Raw genomic sequence first — 19,417 nt, 5'->3', positions numbered from 1 at the left:
TCATAAATTTTTCAAGGCATTTCTTTTTAAATGTCAAGTAATCTCCGGAATATGCTTTATTTATCTAAATACCATTGCGGAGTGAACAGTAACGATTATCGGATTCCAAGGATATCTTTTACTGCCTTTGGCATATCCGGCGCATCTACCACCCGGTTATGAAGCACCGGTGCTGTGCGGATCGTCTCAACTGCCTGTGGAAGTTTCACTCCGGAAAGCGCACTCAGTTCATCAGCCAGTGCAAAATCATCCTTACCGTCTGTATCTGCTCCAAGTGCTTCCATTACACTTCTTGTAAATTTATATGGGCTTGCTGTGGATGCAATGACAGTTGGTGTGGTATCATTGGTATCTTTTACATATTTGTCATAAACACCTGCTGCAACTGCAGTATGGGTATCTATCACATAATGACTGTCTTTGAAGATTTCTGCGATTGTTTTTGCTGTTTCGTCTTCTGTACAGTAATTGCCATAGAAGTCTGCAAGCTGTGCCTTCATGTCTTCTGTGATGGTATACTCGCCGCCTGCAGTAAGAGACTGCATCAGCTCTGCACATTTTTTTGCATCACCGCCTGCGATACGGTAGATCAGACGTTCCAGATTGCTGGAGATCAGAATATCCATGGACGGTGAGGTTGTAAGGATAAAGTCACGCTTTCTGTCATAAGTTCCTGTGCGGAAGAAATCATACAGAACCTTGTTATCATTGGAGGCACAGATAAGTTTGTGAACCGGAAGTCCCATCTGTTTTGCATAATAAGCAGCCAGGATATTTCCAAAGTTTCCGGTAGGTACTACCACATTGATCTCCTGACCGTCTTTGATCTTGCCCTGACGTACAAGTGATGCATATGCATATACATAATAAACGATCTGCGGTACCAGACGTCCGATATTGATAGAGTTCGCAGATGAGAACTGATATCCTGCAGCATCAAGTTCTGCTTCCAGTTCCTTATCATTGAACATTTTCTTTACTGCAGTCTGTGCATCGTCAAAGTTTCCGGTAATTCCCACAACATATGTATTGTTGCCTTTCTGAGTTACCATCTGTTTCTCCTGGATAGGACTTACACCATGTTTCGGATAGAAAACGATAATCTTGGTTCCCGGAACATCTGCAAATCCGGCCATTGCCGCTTTACCTGTATCTCCGGAAGTAGCGGTAAGAATAACAATCTCATTTTTTACCTGATTCTTCTTAGCAGCTGTAGTCATAAGATGTGGAAGAATTGATAATGCCATATCCTTAAACGCAATGGTCGCACCATGATACAGCTCAAGGAAATAAGCTCCGTCTGCTTCATGAAGCGGTGCAATCTCTTTTGTATCAAATTTTTCATCATAGGCATTGTTGATGCAGTTCTTTAATTCTTCTTCTGTAAAATCAGTAAGGAAACATTTCATTACTTCATATGCTGTCTCCTGATAGCTCATCTTTGCCAGCTCATCCATTGGGACATCCAGCTTCGGAATCTCTGTCGGCACAAATAAGCCGCCATCCTCAGAAAGCCCCTTTAAAATAGCCATAGAAGCTGTTACGGTTTCTTCTTTTCCTCTTGTGCTTTTGTATAATACCTGCATGATATTTCCTGCCTTTCCAAAGTTATTCGTAACTGTTCAGTATATTGGCAGTAATAATAAACCGCTGAACAGTTACAGTTATTCATTTCGCCAATTGAGCACATTATAGCATATACTTTAGCAAAATACTATCCTAAATTATTTCTCTTTTTCTATCTTTTTATGATTGATTACTGTTCACTCTGTTCACAGCAACACGCTTCGCGATGCACAGAATTTATGCTAATCGCATAAATTCGCACAGTATGTCTTGGTTTTTCTGTGACCTTCGCTCACAAAAAACACCTCGCGGAATATTTCCAGTGAACAGTATCTATGATCGATTACTATAAATCAAAAATATGGACATATTCTTTTGTTCCCGAAGAATATGTCCATATTTTAAGCAGTATTACCGCAATCCTGTTAAATGAGTTATATGAAGAGTATCGTTTATTACGATCCTGTGGAACTTTCTGCTGAATCCGGATAGGTATAAAATTCATGTACGCCGTATTTAAACAGCCTTTTCAGATCTTTCTCAAACCAGGAGACATTCTGGCTTTCAGCTTCAGATTTCTGGATAAAAAACAGTGCTCCTTCTGAATAATCCACACCTTCAAGAGCCTGTCTGACGGCTTCTCTTGTCTCATCTGTAACAGTTACTTCATTGATACGTCCGTCATAAGTCGGTGAAAACTGCGGAACACCATTGGTATTCTGCCATACCACTTCTGTGACTGTATCGGGAAATTCCTTATTCTTTATACGGTTCATGATCACATTGGCAACCAGAATGCGTCCCTTGACATCCTCAGTACCTGCTTCAGCCTCTACAATATGAAGCAATGTATCATAGTCCTCATCCGACATCATCCGGGCACTCTCTGCAAGAGCTGCTGTCCTTGCATCCAATTCATTGATGCTGCTCTCCATAGAAGAGCTGACATCGAATTCTGCCATATTATCTTCAATAACCTTGATTCTCTGACCGACCATTACCTGTTCACAGGAAGTTCCGATACGTGTGACTGATTTTTTGGGAGAAGCTGTATCATTCATTCCGGATACTACTCCTGCAATTCCTGTTGGCAGTACATCTGTTTCATCAGCATCAGAGGAAAAAGTTTTCTCCCTATTTTCAGAAGCTGCATATACTTTGTTTTTTCCATTAAAATCTGCTATTCTGCCGCCTGCTGCAAACGCAATCGCCGTACAGGTACACACTGTAACCAGTATCAGACTCCGCGCCGGATTGCCGGACTGTTTTGACTCTTTTTTCTGAACTTTCATACTTATCATTCCTTGAGTTTTTTTAATTACAGGTTTTTATGGTTGTAACATTTCTGTAACTTATAAGAAAATTATATTTAATATAATTGATTTTGTCAAGCTTTTTTCATATTTTTGTAACATTTTAGCTTGCAAAAAAGAAAAAAGGAAGGCTCCATCAATGAAATCTCCCTTTAATATATGCTTCATTTTTCTCAATTATTACATTTATTTTTTTCGCCGCAGATCAGGAACATAGGGGTTGGATTATAAAACTCATCTTTCTTTGTATAAATTCTGCTGCTGATACCCAGATCAATGGAGAATCTGTTGATACCCAGTTTTCCCAGTGTCTCCAGATCCCAGGCAGGGCGTACGTAGGAACTGATAGGAAGCTGGCGTTTAATTTCCTCGCATTCCTGCATCATGGCATCGCCTACTGTAAAATGAGCATGATTGGCAGGCAGATCAGCAGTATCTGAGAAATCATCTGCACCATAATTGGCATCTGCGTTGATCAGGATTCCTCCCGTTTTCAGCACACGAATCCATTCTTTATATGCTCTTGCTGCATCCGGAAGTGTCCAGGTAAGATTTCTGGATACGATCACATCAAAGGTACCATCAGGAAAATCCGGATTTTCCGCATCCATTACTTCAAACGTACAGGAGGCATTCTCTTCTTTTGCCAGTTCCCTGGAATGAATGATCATATCCGGTGTCAGATCGATTCCTGTAACTTCATGTCCCAGTTTTGCTAAAAGAATGGAAAAGAAGCCTGCACCGCATCCCACATCCAGAATCCTTAATTTTCCATCAGGAAGAAAAGTCCCGATCTCTTTCAGCCATTTATCAGCCATATCACTGTGAAGCTCAGCTCTTCTCTGTTCCATAAAACTGTCGCTTCTTTTCGCCCAGTAATTTGTGATCTTTTCCTTGCGTTCATCCTTTCTTCTGCTGAAACTTCCATATGCGATCATCGGACCATCCTTAATAACCTGAAGACTTCCCGCCTGATATAGAATCACTCCATTTAAATCGGATAAACTTGTCTCCAGAATATTTCCCTCATAATCCTTAACACAGCCAAGATACTCTCCAACCTTAATGATATCTCCCGGTTTTTTGGCAGGATACCACAGCCCGGATACACTGGCAGACTGATAACGCACATCTTCAATTTCCATGGGATAATAATTACTGTAACTTCTCATGCCATCGTAAACACCCAGCGCACACAGAATATTACGCACATCTTTTCTTGTAGAATGAACCTCCTCCGGACTCCAGCCTCCCATCTGGCCACGTTCGATCAGAACACTGGGAATGCCACATGCGGCAGCATAATTGTAAGAACCACCGGATGCCACATTAGACTTTACCATATAGGGAACATCTGCCTGCTCTGCCATCTTCCTTGACATCTGAACCACATCTTCATCTGCACATCCGGCATAGTAAATATAAGGCGTAAGCTGCTCATAATCATCCCCGCTGTGAAGATCAATATAATAATCTGCTGCACTGTGAAGCTTCTGAACCACCTCATACGCCAGACGGTCCATCCTGGTTCCATTCGGATTTCCCGGAAATACACGATTCAGATTCTTCTCATCCTCCGGGCAGACACTGCCGCTCCTCTCCTCAAATTCCTTCCTGCACACAGTCTTGACCAAAATCACTCTTCCATGGATTTTCTCCGGTTTCAGCTTATCCGCAAGCTCAACAGCAGCCTGGATTCCCACATATTCTCCTCCATGGACCGCAGCGGTGATCAGAACTGTCTTTCCGGGATGAGAACCGCAGATTACTGTATAAGGAAGCGAAAACTCACCTCCGCCCAGTCTCAGAAATCCACTCTTTTTCATACCCGGAGCAGCACACAGCATGGCATCCTCCAAATCTCTTTTCCTGTCATATCCGCTATCAGAATCACCCATTCCATCATTCTCGGACCAGACGTTTTTCTCTTCCTTCACAGCGCTGATCATAAACATCGGCGTAGAATGATAATTCAGCTTCTCTTCCTGACTCCACACCCGCTGCCAGATTCCGGTATCCACTGCCACAGATTCAAACCCGTTCTCCTTCAGAAACTTCCTGTCCCAGGACGGTCTGTTAATAGAAGAAAGAGGCATCTGCAGTGCAATCTTCTCCATTCTGTCAATATCCGTACAGAGGTAATGATCATCCAGATGCTCACTCTCCACACTCTTTCGGTCTTCCTCATAAGACAGGCGTTTCTCCTCATCATAAAGATAACCGTACCAGTTTGCATCGAAATTAAGAAGCTTTCCGCCCGGTTTCAGTACACGACACCACTCTTCATAAGCTCTCTTAGGATCCTTCAGATTCCATGTCAGATTCCTGCTGATCACAACATCAAACACATCATCCTCAAATTCCAGATTCTGAGCATCCATCTTATAAAAAGAAATCCGCTCACAAAGATTACCGGCATTCCTCTTCGCGGTATCCAACATCTCCTGCGTATAATCAACAGCAGTCACCTTATATCCCGCCTCAGCCAGAATAACAGGAAAAAATCCAGGTCCTGTTCCGATATCCAAAATCTTAATCTCATCCTTCACTTTCTCCGGGAACTGCCCTTTCAACACCTCAAGCCATGCCCCCTTCTGCATCCCATTCAATTCCTTATGATTAACTTCAGAATACCCCTCAGCCCGGGTAGTCCAGTAACTCTCAATCTCCGATAATAAATCCTTCACCTTATGCCAACCTCCATGCATGCAATTTATAATCATATATGACCCAAATTATATCAAATCCCTCCCCTCTCCAACAAGCCCTCCCGGGGGATATATTTCACGTCTCAATTCATTTTTATATAAACAAAGTCCTTCTTATAATTCACACTCCACCTTGTATTATATCTTAACCAAAACCAGCGAAGCAGGCGTATAGTTGTACCGGATGCATTTGCAGGCATCTTAGAGATTCTTAGTCCTCGGAAATCTGCGTTATGAGACGAAAAGTCCCTTGTCTGAGCGACAGCGAGTAATTCCGGACTTTTCGTCTCATGCTTTTAGCGGATTTTCGAGGGCTTAGAATCTCTTAGATGCCGAAACCGTATCCGGTACAACTATACGCCTGCTTCGCGTCCCCTTTTTAAACCAAAAACAAAGCTGCCATACCCCCAAAAAGAGGATATGACAGCTATATATTTTTACTCAGATAGCTTCAAGAATCTTCCGGGCATTATCAATCCTTTCCTGCGTCGGAGGATTAACCCCCTCCAGTGGATAAGAAAGCCCCAGATTCTCCCATTTAAACTTACCAAGCGTATGATAAGGGAGCACCTCCACTCTCTCCACATTGGAAAGAGTATGGATAAAATCAGCTAACCGGTGCAGATATTCATCCTTATCACTTCCGCCCGGCACAAGCACATGACGGATCCATACAGGTTTTTTCATATCAGAAAGTTCCTGCGCCATCGCAAGAATATTCTTATTGGAATGACCGGTAAGCTTAATATGCTCCTGCTCGTCAATCTGCTTGATATCAAGCATTACAAGATCTGTATACTTCATAAGCTCCAGCCACCCGGAATGCCATGGTTCCTGATCAGTGAAGGGATTTCCACTGGTATCAAGAGTCGTATGCACACCCTCTGTCTTTGCCTTCTTAAAAAATTCTGTAAGAAAATCCATCTGAAGCAATGGCTCACCACCGCTTACAGTGATGCCGCCTTTGCTGCCCCAGTAGCCCTTATAACGTAAAGCTTTCTTAAGAAGCTCATCTGCCGTATAAAGCTCTCCCTGCTTCATCTTCCAGGTATCCGGATTATGACAGAACTGACATCTCATGGCACAGCCGCTTAAAAAAATCACATATCTTACTCCGGGTCCGTCAACGGACCCGAAACTTTCTAAAGAATGAACATAGCCTTTTACCTGTTTATTATCCATTATATCATCATCCATTAATTACATTCTGTCGTGGCAGGTTCTGGCAATAACGTCTAACTGCTGCTCTCTTGTAAGGTCGATGAACTTAACAGCATATCCGGATACACGGATTGTGAAGTTTGCATATTCTTCTTTTTCCGGATGTTCCATAGCGTCGATCAGTTTCTCTTTACCAAATACGTTTACATTGAGGTGATGAGCACCCTGATCAAAGTATCCGTCAAGTACATGTACCAGATTCTCTGAACGCTCGTCATCGCTGTGTCCCAGAGCATCAGGATTGATTGTCTGAGTATTTGAGATACCGTCGAGAGCATCTTCATAGTCAAGCTTGGCAACAGAGTTCAGGGAAGCAAGAAGACCGTTCTGCTCTGCACCGTAAGATGGATTTGCACCAGGTGCAAGAGGTTCACCTGCTTTTCTTCCATCTGGAAGAGATCCTGTAGCCTTACCATAAACAACGTTGGAAGTAATAGTAAGGATGGATGTGGTTGGCTTGGAATCACGGTAAGTATGGATGTGTTTCAGTTTTTCAAGGAATGTAGACAGAAGAGTCGTTGCGATTTCGTCTGCTCTGTCATCATCATTACCATAACGTGGGAAGTCACCCTCAACCTGGAAATCTGTTGTAATGCCGTCTTCATCGCGGATAGCTTTAACTTTTGCATATTTAATAGCGGACAGGGAGTCTACTACATGAGAGAATCCTGCGATACCTGTTGCGAAAGAACGCTCAACCTTTGTATCGATCAGAGCCATCTCTGCTGCTTCATAGTAGTATTTGTCATGCATGTAGTGGATCATGTTCAGTGTTCCGACATACAGATGAGCCAGCCAGTCCATCATTTTGTCATATTTTGCGATTACTTCATCATAGTCAAGATATTCAGAAGTGATCGGCTGATAGTTCGGTCCTACCTGCTGTTTTGTCTTCTCATCAACACCGCCGTTGATCGCGTAAAGAAGGCATTTTGCAAGGTTTGCACGAGCGCCGAAGAACTGCATCTCTTTACCTGTCTCTGTAGCAGATACACAGCAGCAGATGCTGTAGTCATCTCCCCATACCGGACGCATAACATCATCATTCTCATACTGAACAGAACTTGTTGTAACAGAAATATTTGCAGCATATTTCTTGAAGTTCTCAGGCAGTCTTGAAGAATAAAGTACTGTAAGGTTTGGTTCCGGAGCCGGTCCCATATCTTCCAGTGTGTGCAGGAAACGATAGTCGTTCTTTGTTACCATGGAACGTCCGTCCTGACCCATACCTGCTACTTCCAGAGTTGCCCATACCGGGTCACCGGAGAATAACTGATTGTAAGAAGGGATACGTGCAAATTTAACCATACGGAATTTCATTACCATGTGGTCAACAAGCTCCTGAGCTTCTTTCTCTGTAAGAGTTCCGTTCTGAAGATCTCTTTCAATATAAATATCAAGGAATGTGGAAATACGTCCGACACTCATTGCAGCACCGTTCTGAGTTTTGATGGCTGCAAGATATCCGAAGTACAGCCACTGGAAAGCTTCTCTTGCATCTTTGGCCGGTTTGGAGATATCATATCCATAAGATTCAGCCATAACTTTCATGCCTTTCAGAGCACGGATCTGATCAGCGATCTCTTCACGAAGCTGGAAGTCATAACGTCTCATACCCTGACGGTCGCATGCTGCGAAGTCTTTCTGTTTTCCTTCGATCAGAGCGTCAATTCCGTACAGAGCCACACGTCTGTAGTCGCCAACGATACGTCCACGTCCGTAAGTATCCGGAAGACCTGTAAGGATCTTGTTGTGACGTGCTACTTTCATCTCAGGTGTGTAGATATCAAATACACCCTGGTTGTGAGTTTTAAATTCATAGTTGTGGAAAACATCTTTGATCTTGTCACTTACTTTATATCCGTAAGTTTCACAAGCCTGCTCTGCCATTTTGATACCGCCGTATGGCATGAAAGCACGTTTCAGAGGTTTATCTGTCTGAAGACCAACAACTTTTTCAAGGTCTTTTGTTTCTTCATCAATATATCCGGGACCATATGCTGTCAGAGATGTAACTACCTCTGTCTCCATATCAAGAACTCCGCCTTTGGCACGTTCTTCTTTCTGAAGTGCCTGGAGCTTGCCCCACAGTTTGTTTGTAGCTTCTGTAGGTCCTTCCAGGAAAGAAGCATCACCGTCATATGGTGTATAGTTCATTCCAATAAAGTTACGTACATCGATTTTTTCTTTCCAACGGTTGCCCTTAAAGCCATTCCACTGTTCGAAATTTTTCATTCTTTTACCTCTTTCTCTAAAATATTTCCGCGCATCTCTCACTAGTCTGGAGTGAGATAATAAAATGTAAATTGTACTTATTTAGGACACTTTTCTGTCCACGCTGTCAGTATACGTAAACCTGAGTGTTATGTCAATTAATTTCCCTTATGATTTTAATTAAATACAATTCTGATAGCTTTTCGCCGGAGTTTGCTTCTTTATTGTACTTTATCGCGTACATTAAGACTTTTTTGTATTTTTATAAATACAAAAAGATACCGGTCAGGAAGTCCTCTGGACAATCTGACCGGTATCTGATTCTTGATATTTTATGTAAACTATATTATTCCCTGCCAAGCGGATATTAGCCTGACCTGCAGAAGCCAAAATACAGCAGGAAAAAATCGGGCGTGTCGGAACAATCTAACGGTTATTGATTGCTGTTACAAGTGCATCAATAGATGCGCGAATGATATCCGCGTCTACGCCTGCACCCCAGGCAAGGGTTCCATCCGGCTTTTTGATACCGACATAAGCAATAGCTTTGGAACTTGAACTGCGCTCCAGCGCATGCTCCTGATATGTTTCCAGGGAATATTTCAGCTCATATGCCTTCTTCAGTGCATTGCTGACTGCATCAAGACGTCCGTTACCGGATGCCTCTGTAGTGATTGTCTTTCCGCGGAAAGTAGAGGTAACTTTTGTTACAATACCACCATCTTTCTGCTGGAAATGTACTTCATTGATACTGTACGGTTCTGTGATATTCTCAAAGGTCTGTTTAAACAGATTGAAAATTTCGTCAGGATGAAGTTCTTTATGTTTGTGGTCTGAAACAGCTTTTGTGGCATATCCCATTGCCTCACGCATTTTCGGAGGAAGGTTAAGACCGAATTTGGTCTCAAGAATATATCCTACGCCGCCTTTGCCGGACTGGCTGTTGATGCGGATAACATCTGCGTCATAATTTCTTCCCACATCTGTCGGATCGATCGGAAGATACGGAACATTCCAGTGATCCGGGTCCTTGTCATCTCTCCAGTGCATACCCTTGGCAATTGCATCCTGATGAGAGCCGGAAAATGCGGCAAATACAAGTGCACCACTGTACGGACTTCTTTCGCCTACTTTCATTCCGGTACATTCTTCATATATTTCACAGATATGCGGCATATCAGAGAAGTCAAGTTTTGGATCTACACCCTGAGAATACATATTCATACCAAGTGTAACAATATCTACATTTCCGGTACGCTCACCGTTTCCAAACAGAGTACCCTCGATTCTGTCTGCACCTGCAAGTAATCCCATTTCAGAATCTGCAACACCGCATCCTCTGTCATTGTGCGGATGGAGAGATACGATTACATTCTCGCGGTATTTCAGATTTTCACACATATATTCTACCTGGCTTGCATATACATGCGGCATGGAATGCTGTACAGTTACAGGCAGATTGATGATGCATTTGTTATCTGCTGTAGGCTGCCATACATCAAGAACTGCATTGCATACTTCCAGAGCGTATTCCGGTTCTGTGCCTGTAAAGCTTTCAGGGCTGTACTCAAACTGGAAATTTCCTTCTGTTTCATCAGCCAGTTTCTTTAATAATGCGGCACCATCCACTGCAATCTTTAAGATTTCTTCTTTGGATTTCTTAAATACCTGTTCTCTCTGAGCTACAGAGGTGGAATTGTACACATGTACAATTGCCTTCGGTGCGCCTTTGACAGCTTCAAAAGTTTTGCGGATGATATGCTCTCTGGCCTGAGTCAGAACCTGAATAGTTACATCCTGTGGGATCAGATTCTGCTCGATCAGGGTACGCAGAAATTCATATTCTGTTTCAGAAGCAGCCGGGAAACCTACTTCAATTTCTTTAAAACCGATTTTTACAAGAAGTTTAAAGAATTCAATTTTCTGTTCCAGACTCATCGGAATCACCAGTGCCTGATTACCGTCACGAAGGTCTACAGAACACCAGATAGGTGCTTTGTCCACATATTCTTTTTCTGCCCATTTCATGCATTTAACAGGCGGCATAAAATACTGTCTCTGATATTTGCTTGGATTCATCATTTTTTCTTCCTCCGTTATGTAAATATTATGTTTGGACTGTGGGGATTGACTGTAAAAAGACATAAAAAAATCTTCCATCTCCACAGACTTATCTGCAAGAGACGAAAGATATTATCATCTTACGCGGTACCACTCTTATTTATGAACAATGTCATACACTCATGGGATACGGAATCTCCGGATATCCGGTATTCTTATATCCTCTCCATATAACGGTGGAAACCGTCTGCACCTACTCTTGTATAATTTCAGGCAGCTGCTCAAAGGCGAGTTCCACAATTTCCTTCCACTGCTTCTCAGCAACCAGCAGTTCTCTGTGCTCCGGTCCGGGTGTACTATTCCTTATCATTGCATTTTACTTATAACTTTATTTGGCTTTTTTGAAATGAAATGAACATACGTCTGAATCATTCATTGTAAATATACTACAAACGATTTAACCATATGTCAGTCGGGGCAACAGGATTTGAACCTGCGACCTCACGGCCCCTTAACGATTGAGCAAATGAACTTATTATTGCATTTATGAAACCTTAGAATAAAGTGTAACAAAAAATGTAACAAAATTTATAGAAAGGATTTTTGCACTTGCTTAAAACAGATATTAACACTAAAACTGATATTCTGTCAAGGTTTTTTTCGTATTTTAAAACTACATTAATACATACGTATTTAAGAAAATATTTATGTATTAGCATTGAATAACTGTCAAGGACTGACAAAATTTTGCTTTCCTTCGCCAGATGAATTAACTGATCTCTTTCTGATGGTTGGTGGTAACCCAGTGCTTGAACTCTTTTGCTGATGGGAGCTTACTACTGAGGATGAGGGCGTATAGCCCGGATTCGTTGATTATTGTCATTCCTCTTGGCGTATCAAAACTGTCGTTTTGGCAGTTTTGCTTATCTGCTGCATCTACGTGCTTTTTCAAAGCCCCAAAAGTATCTAAATACCCCAACGCAGTAGCCACATCTTTTCCTACAAACCATGGTTCCCCTGAGATTTCAACAGTTCTCAACTCACCGAATTGTGAGTGAGTGAATACTGTTGGGGCTTCTGTTGGCGTAGATGCTTCTGGGAGATGGAGGGACATTTTAGACCCTCATCTATATTTTTGTCTTGTCCCATGTTCATTTGTGACACACCCTCATTCGTCACAAAGGAAGAATGCTTATTACATTCACCCGCCGGGCGAGAGGGATAGAATCAACTTTGTAAAATACTGCTGGCTTTATTCGAGTATATCTCTCAGAAATCAATCTTTGTTTCCAGAGGAACACTTTCCCAGCCATGCCAGAAAAATAAATCCTCTGGCTGTATACTCAATCAGACCTACTATTTCGCCTGTAACATCACCTTTATACCTTTATATAGTAGGTTTTTTCTGCTTTGCTATTGTAATCATTCCTTTCTTTTTTAACGTAGATAACGGTTTCAAAAGTTCTTCGCTTCGCTCAGTCCTTTTTCAAGAAAACCATTTTTTTCTACTTGAGATATAGTAATTAAATAAAAACATATTAATTATATTATGTTCGATGGAAAACTTTTCACCAACAAAAACAATCAACGTCTGAACGCAAAATTTTTTCAGAAGCAGCTGCTTTAGGCGAGGCGCTTAACCGCCGAGTGTAGAAAGTAGCGCTGAAAAAACTTTCATGTGTTCAGACCTCAGGCTTCGCCTTTCGCTCTATTGCAACCTGATAGGTAGAAATTTTCCGTTGACAGGTTCCTAAATATATGAGAACATATCTTCATAAAATATATCTCTAGCAAGGAAACATCCCTACACTCGTTTTTGAGATGTCGTTAGTATATCCGACAATGTTAAGCATCGCAAAACTAGCAATAGCCAAGGATGTATACCTACTAGGGACAATAAACCTATCAACTGAGCCATTTTTTGAAAACAAGGCATAAGCCAAGGGGATAGTTTACTCTTTTTTATTTGTTTCGGAATCACTTGCATATTGATTTCATGATCTGCATATGCTATAATGCCAGTAGGCAAAGAAATAATAATTTGTCTGGCAAGGACAAAAATGAAGCCCCCGGTATTCCCAGTACCGAGGGCTTCTCTTATTTTTTAGAGCAGATAAGAAACTGCTAGGCTAGTGTTGCCCTACTTGTCGCCGTCTAACCATTTGATGATATAGTGGCAAGCTATACCAGCCGCGCAGGAGACAAGAAAAGAAATAATAATTTCTGACAAGGAACTCACCTCCTCCCGTTGCCGGGTATCGGTTGGACAACACTGTAAGTATATCATATCTCTTATTATTCTGGAAGCACAAACAGTTCTTAAAAGTTTATAAAATAATACTGGGTTTATTCGAGTATATCATCACAGAATCCATCATCAAATTACAGCTTAATATTTCTCAAGCACACTATTTTTGTAATTTCTTTCCTTCCAATGTTGAGATGAACGATCATTTACGATTATACGCCGGAGTTGCTGGAAGCAACGACAAGTATCAATTGTAAATGGCGTTTATCGAAACCCCTGCGGAGCTTTAATTTCAATGAGTGTCGTTATGCCAAAGGCATAATGTACCGAATTGAACATTAAAGCGGAGCAGTTCCCCTGTCCTCCCCCCTTTTTCTTTTCATATCTTACAGATTAATTGGCTATAAAAATTTGTCGGTTTATATATCTTATATACAATATAATTCTCTTTTATAAGATAATTAAACCGACAATTTTTTAAAGTTTTATCAAAGCATCTACAGCTTTCATTCTATTTGGTAAGCCAACTGTTTCTGCCAGTAAATGACCGTCTCTGTATGCTTTCGTCATATGCGGCTGTGGACGACCTATTTTCATTTGCATATGTGATAACTCCTGTTGAATATCCTGCTGCCATTTCTCATAAGATTGAGCATATCTCTTCTCTGTCGCAGAGCTTAAATATTCATAAATTCTCTTATTTTTTAATACATTCCGATACTCTGCATATTCCTTTTTAGTTATCTGACAATAAGATGCTGATACATTATCTAAATTTGGCACAACTGTAATAGATGAATACAATCTTCTCAAACTTTTACGACGCAGTAATGCTTTATATGCTTCTTCTCTTCCTTTAACTGTTTTAAGATTATAATTAAATTCTTCTGCCAGTTCTCTCATTAGCTTAGAGTATTCTTCTTCACTGTAATGACTAATCGTAAGATCAGTGCTTTCTTCATCATACGGTTGACGTGAGAGATATTCTTCAAAGGTCATAAAATATTTTTCTTTTAGTTTAATAACAGCGGATTCTCCACCTTCTTTATACAACTTCACTTCTTCTTCGATTGTAAGCGGAACCACTTTTCTACACTCTTCTTCATACTTCGTAAGTAATTCATCAAGTTCCTGTTCATTAAATCTGGAAACACCTATATATTTTACTGACACTGATGCTAAGTTGTTTTTTCCAAGATAATTCAGCGCACTTCTCAGATAAATTTTTACAGCTGCACCAGCACCGTAATAATAGAAATCATCAAGTGTCGGTTTTAGTACATCACAACTGCTTAATTCAGAAATATCTTTACGAGCACCGTAGTTTTCGTTAGCTAGCCCTACAATCTTTATCCATTTAGTTCTTGTATTTGTGCAATCTTCTAGCTGCGAACATACAGCACGCAATATATTATCTGCAATATCCTTTGTAAAGAACGAGTGATTTCCTTGTGATCTTCCGTCAATTTTTTCTTTAGGTACATCAAAAATTTCTTCTATTAAAGAAAGAGGGTACTCATATGAAGAAACTTACAAACTATCAGAGAACGGCACAGTACTTAAACAAAGTATTCAAACTTATCAATGAAGAATACTTTAACAATGAACTGGAAGTACCAACAATAACTATACAGAGTACTGTAGGTGCTTACGGTCATGTATCAGTCAACAAAGTATGGCACAATGATACAATAGCAACACACGAACTTAATCTATCTGCTGATTATCTCAACAGACCAATTGAAAATATAGTTGCTACACTGATACATGAAGGTTGTCACTTGTGCGCATTACAGAACAACATTAAAGACACTTCTAACAGGGGCATCTACCATAACAAGAGATTTAAAGCGTTAGCTGAAGAAAGAGGTTTACAGATCAGCAGGCACGAAACTTATGGCTGGACAATCACAGAGCCTACAGAAAAGACATTAGACTTCTGCATTATAAATCAGTTGGAAGATATACAGATTGTCAGGCAGACAGCTTACAGCATAGGAATCTCTGGCGGCAAAGCTGGCTCAGGTTCAACTCCTGTTGCAAGACCAAAGAAGCCCAGCAGCACAAGAAAATACATTTGCCCCTGTTGCGGAAACTCTTTCAGAGCTACAAAAACATTAAGGGTACTCTGTATGGATTGCAATGTTCAGTTTGAGGAGGTACGGTAGTATGTTTTTAACAGCAGTTATTCTTATATTATTTTTCAGTCTGTCAGATTTAGCAAAATGGATGAATCAGAACGGGGATACTTATGCCCTGAGAGAGTTTATAAATCTGGAAAAACTGTGTATGCTGATCTGCTTCGATACCGAGTCCAAAAATAAGTCGATAAAACTATATTATATTTCTATGCTTTTCTACTCTAAATTCATTTTTTCTTTTATACTCTACGTTTCCAGATTCTCGGTTCCGTCTTCAAAAAAGTTAGATGTATTAAACTTATATAAATTTCTTTATATACAGTCTTTCTACTGCGACGACAACTCAATCTATTTCTCATGTAATAGTTTTTAAAAAAATTTACTTCCCGGAAACGCAACTATATAGCTATTTCTCACGATTCGTTAAATCCTCTATTTATCAAAGAGAGGGGGCTTCAGTGAAAATGTAACGCTATCAAAATAGACCTCAGTCTCCGCAAATGCGCTCTACAAGCGCGTTTGCGAGATTTCGTTGGTTGAGTATATATGAAAGGGAGAGTATTTCAGGATAAAATGACGCTATCAAATCAAACCAATATCTCTGCAAACAAGCCTGTATAACTGCGTTTCCACGATTTATTAAATTCTGTATCTATGAAAGGGAATGTGTATTTGAGGGTGTTTGAGGGTGTTTGTGGATCGCACAAAAAAAGTTCAGTTTCCGCAAATGCTGTTGTAGAGAGCGATTCCGCGATTTATTAGATTCTGCATATTATGAAAGAGAGATAGTATCTCTCACAAAAAAATGAAAGGAAGATACAAAAATGAATGTAAACAAAAGAAACAACTATCAACTCACAGGGAGCATTCACACGCTGTCACTTGTCAGTCTGCCAGTAACAGACATAGATGAAAGTATAGCCCCCTGTTTTGACACTCTGTCCAGCAGAGAAAACTTATCCTACAGCAAAATAAACGCCAACAAGCTAGTAGGTGACTTATTCTCCTACGATGAGTTTAAAACAGCTTTTGACACGATTCTGGGCGGTGCTGGCATAGAATCATACAGTCTTAGCCGCTTCGATATGAGATTCGATTCGTTTGACCTGGAACACTACAGGGATTATGCCAAACTTAACAGATACCTCATCTCTGCCCTTGCAGTAACCTATAATGTTCAAAACTGCTACGACAGCAGGAATCTGTTCTCTCAGAAGCAAGTATCTGTAGCAATCAAGAATAAACGCTTCGAGTGCGAGAACTACGACAAGGCAGCAGAAAGCGGCGGCAGAGACCCGGCATATGCAAGGTTGGAGCTGAGAAGCAAGTGCCTGACAAGTAATGACATTGAAAAGCAGTTTCATGGTTGGTACACACGTCTGGACAAGGCACTAAAGAACCTTGATAAAGTGCATCAAAGATACAATGATGAGCTGGAAAAGATATACAAGGAAGAAAAAGACGCTTTTCCAGTGAAGTTCAGAAGTCTTACTGATTTCCTTATACAGTATCAGAACTGCATCTTCTGTAAAGCCCAGATGGTTGACCTGCTGTCAAGGTTTGATGAAGTAAAGAATCCTGAAACCAGAGCCAAGAATCATAAGAAAAGATACGGCATTGAGTATTTCAGCAAGAGGGATGTAGAGTACGCTGTTGCAGAGATTAAAAGAGCATCAGAAAAGTTCTTTAAGGGTACAGAAATGAACCTTTTTGAAAAAAGTTGAACCTCCACTTTTAATAAATATAGCTTCAAAAACTAATGATTAAGATGTCGTCCTGATGTCTTAATATGTTAGACATTATACTTACTATACTAATACTAAGAAAGGAATGATTCTTATTATGAAAAAGAATGATTTTATCTATACTGGTAGTGCATTGTACAGAATCTCTAAGATAGAGAACAACCTAGTCAAAGTAGTACCTACTTCCAGAAAGATGACCTGTTCTCTTGCTTCCAGAACCTATCATCAGTCACAGCTTGAAGATTTAGGCTACAAGATAAGAGGTGATCTGCTATGATGAAGAAGCCTACTACTAAAAAACTCCCGGAGAAGCAGGTTGCGAGAACAGTTACAGCTAAAGGCAAGCCGTTTATGAAACTCTTCTCTGATGAAAAATTCTACCAATATCCAAGATACACCAACGTCTTTGTTTCTCAATACGGAAACGTCATTTCTACTACAGGAACAGTTCCGCATCTGTTAACACCTCAGCTTGCACCCAACAACTACTTATACGTATCTCCTTGTAAAAAAGGAAAGAAGAAAAAATTTTACATTCACAGACTGGTAGCAGAGGTTTGGTGTCAGAAACCAGACTTTGAAATTCCAAACTGTCCTCTCCAAGTTCATCACAAATTAAAAGTACTCAGGAACTCAACGATAGACGTTAACTTTGCTATGAACTTAGAGTATTTGTACAGGCCGCATCACAAGGCTATAGAACACATAAAGAGTTATCAAGTGCAAAGACCAACAGGAAAATGGTTTTATCTCCCAGATGTTCACGCAATAGCAGAATACTATAATACTTCTACTTATTCCATCTATCAACTTCTCACTCGTTCCCCTAAAGAAATCAAAGACAACTATGAAATTTATGAATCAGACAATATCAAAATCAAAGTAGGAAAGGAAAAATAACTATGACAGTTTATACAATAACAGAATTACAGGAACTATTAAAACTCAATCCGAAACAGGCAAAGGCATTAATGCGTACAGATGGCTTTCCAAGCATCAAAATCGGCAGAGAATACCGAGTAGAAGAAGATATGCTACGCCAGTGGTTTGCTGATAACAAAGAGTTTCCTCTTGACTATACCAAGTGTTAAGGAGGTTTCTATGGATTATGAATTACATTTAGCAGGCTTAGAAATAGAAATCACAAGAGACTGCAATCTTAACTGCCCTCATTGTATGCGCTACGAGCCAAATGAGCCAATGGATGCCTACAGGGGTACAGTTATAGCCCCTGAGGTTATAGATGCCTTATTTGACCGCTACAGACACATAGAACTCCTATTATTGACAGGTGGCGAGCCTATGTTACATCCAGAGATGATTACTTATATAGTCGATAAGATTATAGAAAAGCAAGTCTACGTGGAACAGATACAGGTTATCACTAACGGTACAATAGCAAGCAAAGAAGCTGTTACAGCATTAAATAAAGCATACAAATATATCACTGAGAACTGTGTTGACTGGGAGTACCCGGTTCATATAGGAATCAGCACAGACTACCATGATAACCAAAGTTCAATACAGACTGTATACAACTTCTACAAACAACAATGTAAGTTTGATGTCAGATTACATCAAGTCGATTTATCTGATGCAAAGCAATTATCACTTACGTACTCTGGCAGGGCTAAAACTTTAACCAATATAAATGAACATCTTGACCCTATCAATCATAAAATCTGTACAACCGCAGACGGAAAAGTTCTGTGTATGCTAGACTTGACTCTCACTGGAAATTTTGTTCTGGCTACTCAGCATTCATTCCAAGATGCAGACAATCCAGAAAATATCCTCTGTCCTGTAGACGGAAATCTCTTACTTGCTATCATGCAATGGAACTATAAACATCCTCTGAACTGTGAAGAAGTTAAAGTAAAAGCATGGACGCAACATACTCTTGATACAGGAAATTATTTTGGCAAAAAAGCCACAGCGCACGATTATGAAATCTGCAAACAATCCCTTGAATACTACAATGACACAGAAATATACAGAAAAGAAGTCCATGAACAGTTTCCTGCACTGTACCCGGATGATATAGAAAATATCTCTAATATGTCAGAAGAACAATCTTATCTCTGCTGTCAAATTCAAGCTACACTTCTACAGAGGACACGTTCCTCTACACCTATTGATACATCTTGTTGGTGTACCTGTCCTAAGAAAGAATCACAAAATTAAAACTACACTTTTAAAA

The 19,417-nt window shown here is 40.4% G+C and carries 13 protein-coding genes and 1 other annotated feature; of the genes, 5 read left to right on the top strand and 8 right to left on the bottom strand.

The window, feature by feature from the left end; translation table 11 throughout:
• Positions 1-95: 95 nt before the first annotated feature.
• The 8 genes from thrC to I4V44_RS06845 all read right to left on the bottom strand — a co-directional run bounded on the left by thrC (position 96) and on the right by I4V44_RS06845 (position 14,738).
• The gene (gene thrC, locus I4V44_RS06880) at positions 96-1,586 is read right to left on the bottom strand and encodes a threonine synthase (protein ID WP_022381416.1); all 1,491 of its coding nucleotides are present in this window, start codon (positions 1,584-1,586) and stop codon (positions 96-98) included.
• 435 nt (positions 1,587-2,021) lie between these two features.
• Positions 2,022-2,858 (bottom strand): cell wall hydrolase, encoded by an 837-nt coding sequence (locus I4V44_RS06875; RefSeq protein WP_020993931.1) that lies wholly within the window; start codon positions 2,856-2,858, stop codon positions 2,022-2,024.
• A gap of 194 nt (positions 2,859-3,052) precedes the next feature.
• Positions 3,053-5,566 (bottom strand): methyltransferase domain-containing protein, encoded by a 2,514-nt coding sequence (locus tag I4V44_RS06870; protein ID WP_196002525.1) that lies wholly within the window; start codon positions 5,564-5,566, stop codon positions 3,053-3,055.
• Positions 5,567-6,028: 462 nt separating this feature from the next.
• Positions 6,029-6,769 (bottom strand): pyruvate formate-lyase-activating protein, encoded by a 741-nt coding sequence (gene pflA / locus I4V44_RS06865; protein ID WP_196002524.1) that lies wholly within the window; start codon positions 6,767-6,769, stop codon positions 6,029-6,031.
• An 18-nt stretch (positions 6,770-6,787) separates the two neighbouring features.
• Positions 6,788-9,043, bottom strand: a complete 2,256-nt coding sequence (gene pflB / locus I4V44_RS06860) for a formate C-acetyltransferase (RefSeq protein ID WP_020993932.1) — start codon at positions 9,041-9,043, stop codon at positions 6,788-6,790.
• 405 nt (positions 9,044-9,448) lie between these two features.
• Entirely contained in the window at positions 9,449-11,104 is a 1,656-nt protein-coding gene (locus I4V44_RS06855) for a 2-isopropylmalate synthase (RefSeq protein WP_173682692.1), read from the bottom strand.
• A 94-nt stretch (positions 11,105-11,198) separates the two neighbouring features.
• Positions 11,199-11,462: a binding site (T-box leader), on the bottom strand.
• Positions 11,463-11,852: 390 nt separating this feature from the next.
• On the bottom strand, positions 11,853-12,197 hold the full coding sequence (locus I4V44_RS06850) for a BRO-N domain-containing protein (RefSeq protein WP_118586603.1): 345 nt from the start codon (positions 12,195-12,197) through the stop codon (positions 11,853-11,855).
• Between the two features lie 1,611 nt (positions 12,198-13,808).
• On the bottom strand, positions 13,809-14,738 hold the full coding sequence (locus I4V44_RS06845) for a hypothetical protein (RefSeq protein WP_118586605.1): 930 nt from the start codon (positions 14,736-14,738) through the stop codon (positions 13,809-13,811).
• Between the two features lie 113 nt (positions 14,739-14,851).
• On the opposite strand from I4V44_RS06845, the gene I4V44_RS06840 reads away from it, so the two are divergent.
• From I4V44_RS06840 to I4V44_RS06820, 5 genes are all read left to right on the top strand, one after another.
• The gene (locus tag I4V44_RS06840) at positions 14,852-15,499 is read left to right on the top strand and encodes a SprT-like domain-containing protein (protein ID WP_118586608.1); all 648 of its coding nucleotides are present in this window, start codon (positions 14,852-14,854) and stop codon (positions 15,497-15,499) included.
• 797 nt (positions 15,500-16,296) lie between these two features.
• Complete coding sequence (locus I4V44_RS06835; RefSeq protein WP_196002523.1) at positions 16,297-17,196, top strand: hypothetical protein; 900 nt, start codon at positions 16,297-16,299, stop codon at positions 17,194-17,196.
• Positions 17,197-17,490: 294 nt separating this feature from the next.
• Entirely contained in the window at positions 17,491-18,117 is a 627-nt protein-coding gene (locus I4V44_RS06830; RefSeq protein ID WP_196002522.1) for a hypothetical protein, read from the top strand.
• Positions 18,118-18,119: 2 nt separating this feature from the next.
• Positions 18,120-18,308 (top strand): helix-turn-helix domain-containing protein, encoded by a 189-nt coding sequence (locus I4V44_RS06825; RefSeq protein WP_118586623.1) that lies wholly within the window; start codon positions 18,120-18,122, stop codon positions 18,306-18,308.
• Positions 18,309-18,318: 10 nt separating this feature from the next.
• Entirely contained in the window at positions 18,319-19,401 is a 1,083-nt protein-coding gene (locus tag I4V44_RS06820) for a radical SAM protein (protein ID WP_196002521.1), read from the top strand.
• Positions 19,402-19,417: the final 16 nt, after the last annotated feature.

Source organism: Blautia sp. 1001283B150304_161114_C9 (assembly GCF_015668165.1).
GTDB lineage: Bacteria > Bacillota > Clostridia > Lachnospirales > Lachnospiraceae > Blautia_A > Blautia_A wexlerae.
Note: the sequence above shows the minus strand (reverse complement) of the source record. Positions and strands in the feature narration are given on the sequence as shown.

What these genes read in the sequence shown, in the direction of transcription:
- I4V44_RS06835 (WP_196002523.1), top strand. Translation starts at nt 16,297, where the DNA reads ATGAATGTAAACAAAAGAAACAACTATCAACTCACAGGGAGCATTCAC.
- I4V44_RS06830 (WP_196002522.1), top strand. Translation starts at nt 17,491, where the DNA reads ATGATGAAGAAGCCTACTACTAAAAAACTCCCGGAGAAGCAGGTTGCG.
- I4V44_RS06820 (WP_196002521.1), top strand. Translation starts at nt 18,319, where the DNA reads ATGGATTATGAATTACATTTAGCAGGCTTAGAAATAGAAATCACAAGA.
- I4V44_RS06840 (WP_118586608.1), top strand. Translation starts at nt 14,852, where the DNA reads ATGAAGAAACTTACAAACTATCAGAGAACGGCACAGTACTTAAACAAA.
- I4V44_RS06850 (WP_118586603.1), bottom strand. Translation starts at nt 12,197, where the DNA reads ATGTCCCTCCATCTCCCAGAAGCATCTACGCCAACAGAAGCCCCAACA.
- pflB (WP_020993932.1), bottom strand. Translation starts at nt 9,043, where the DNA reads ATGAAAAATTTCGAACAGTGGAATGGCTTTAAGGGCAACCGTTGGAAA.
- pflA (WP_196002524.1), bottom strand. Translation starts at nt 6,769, where the DNA reads ATGGATAATAAACAGGTAAAAGGCTATGTTCATTCTTTAGAAAGTTTC.
- thrC (WP_022381416.1), bottom strand. Translation starts at nt 1,586, where the DNA reads ATGCAGGTATTATACAAAAGCACAAGAGGAAAAGAAGAAACCGTAACA.
- I4V44_RS06825 (WP_118586623.1), top strand. Translation starts at nt 18,120, where the DNA reads ATGACAGTTTATACAATAACAGAATTACAGGAACTATTAAAACTCAAT.
- I4V44_RS06855 (WP_173682692.1), bottom strand. Translation starts at nt 11,104, where the DNA reads ATGATGAATCCAAGCAAATATCAGAGACAGTATTTTATGCCGCCTGTT.
- I4V44_RS06875 (WP_020993931.1), bottom strand. Translation starts at nt 2,858, where the DNA reads ATGAAAGTTCAGAAAAAAGAGTCAAAACAGTCCGGCAATCCGGCGCGG.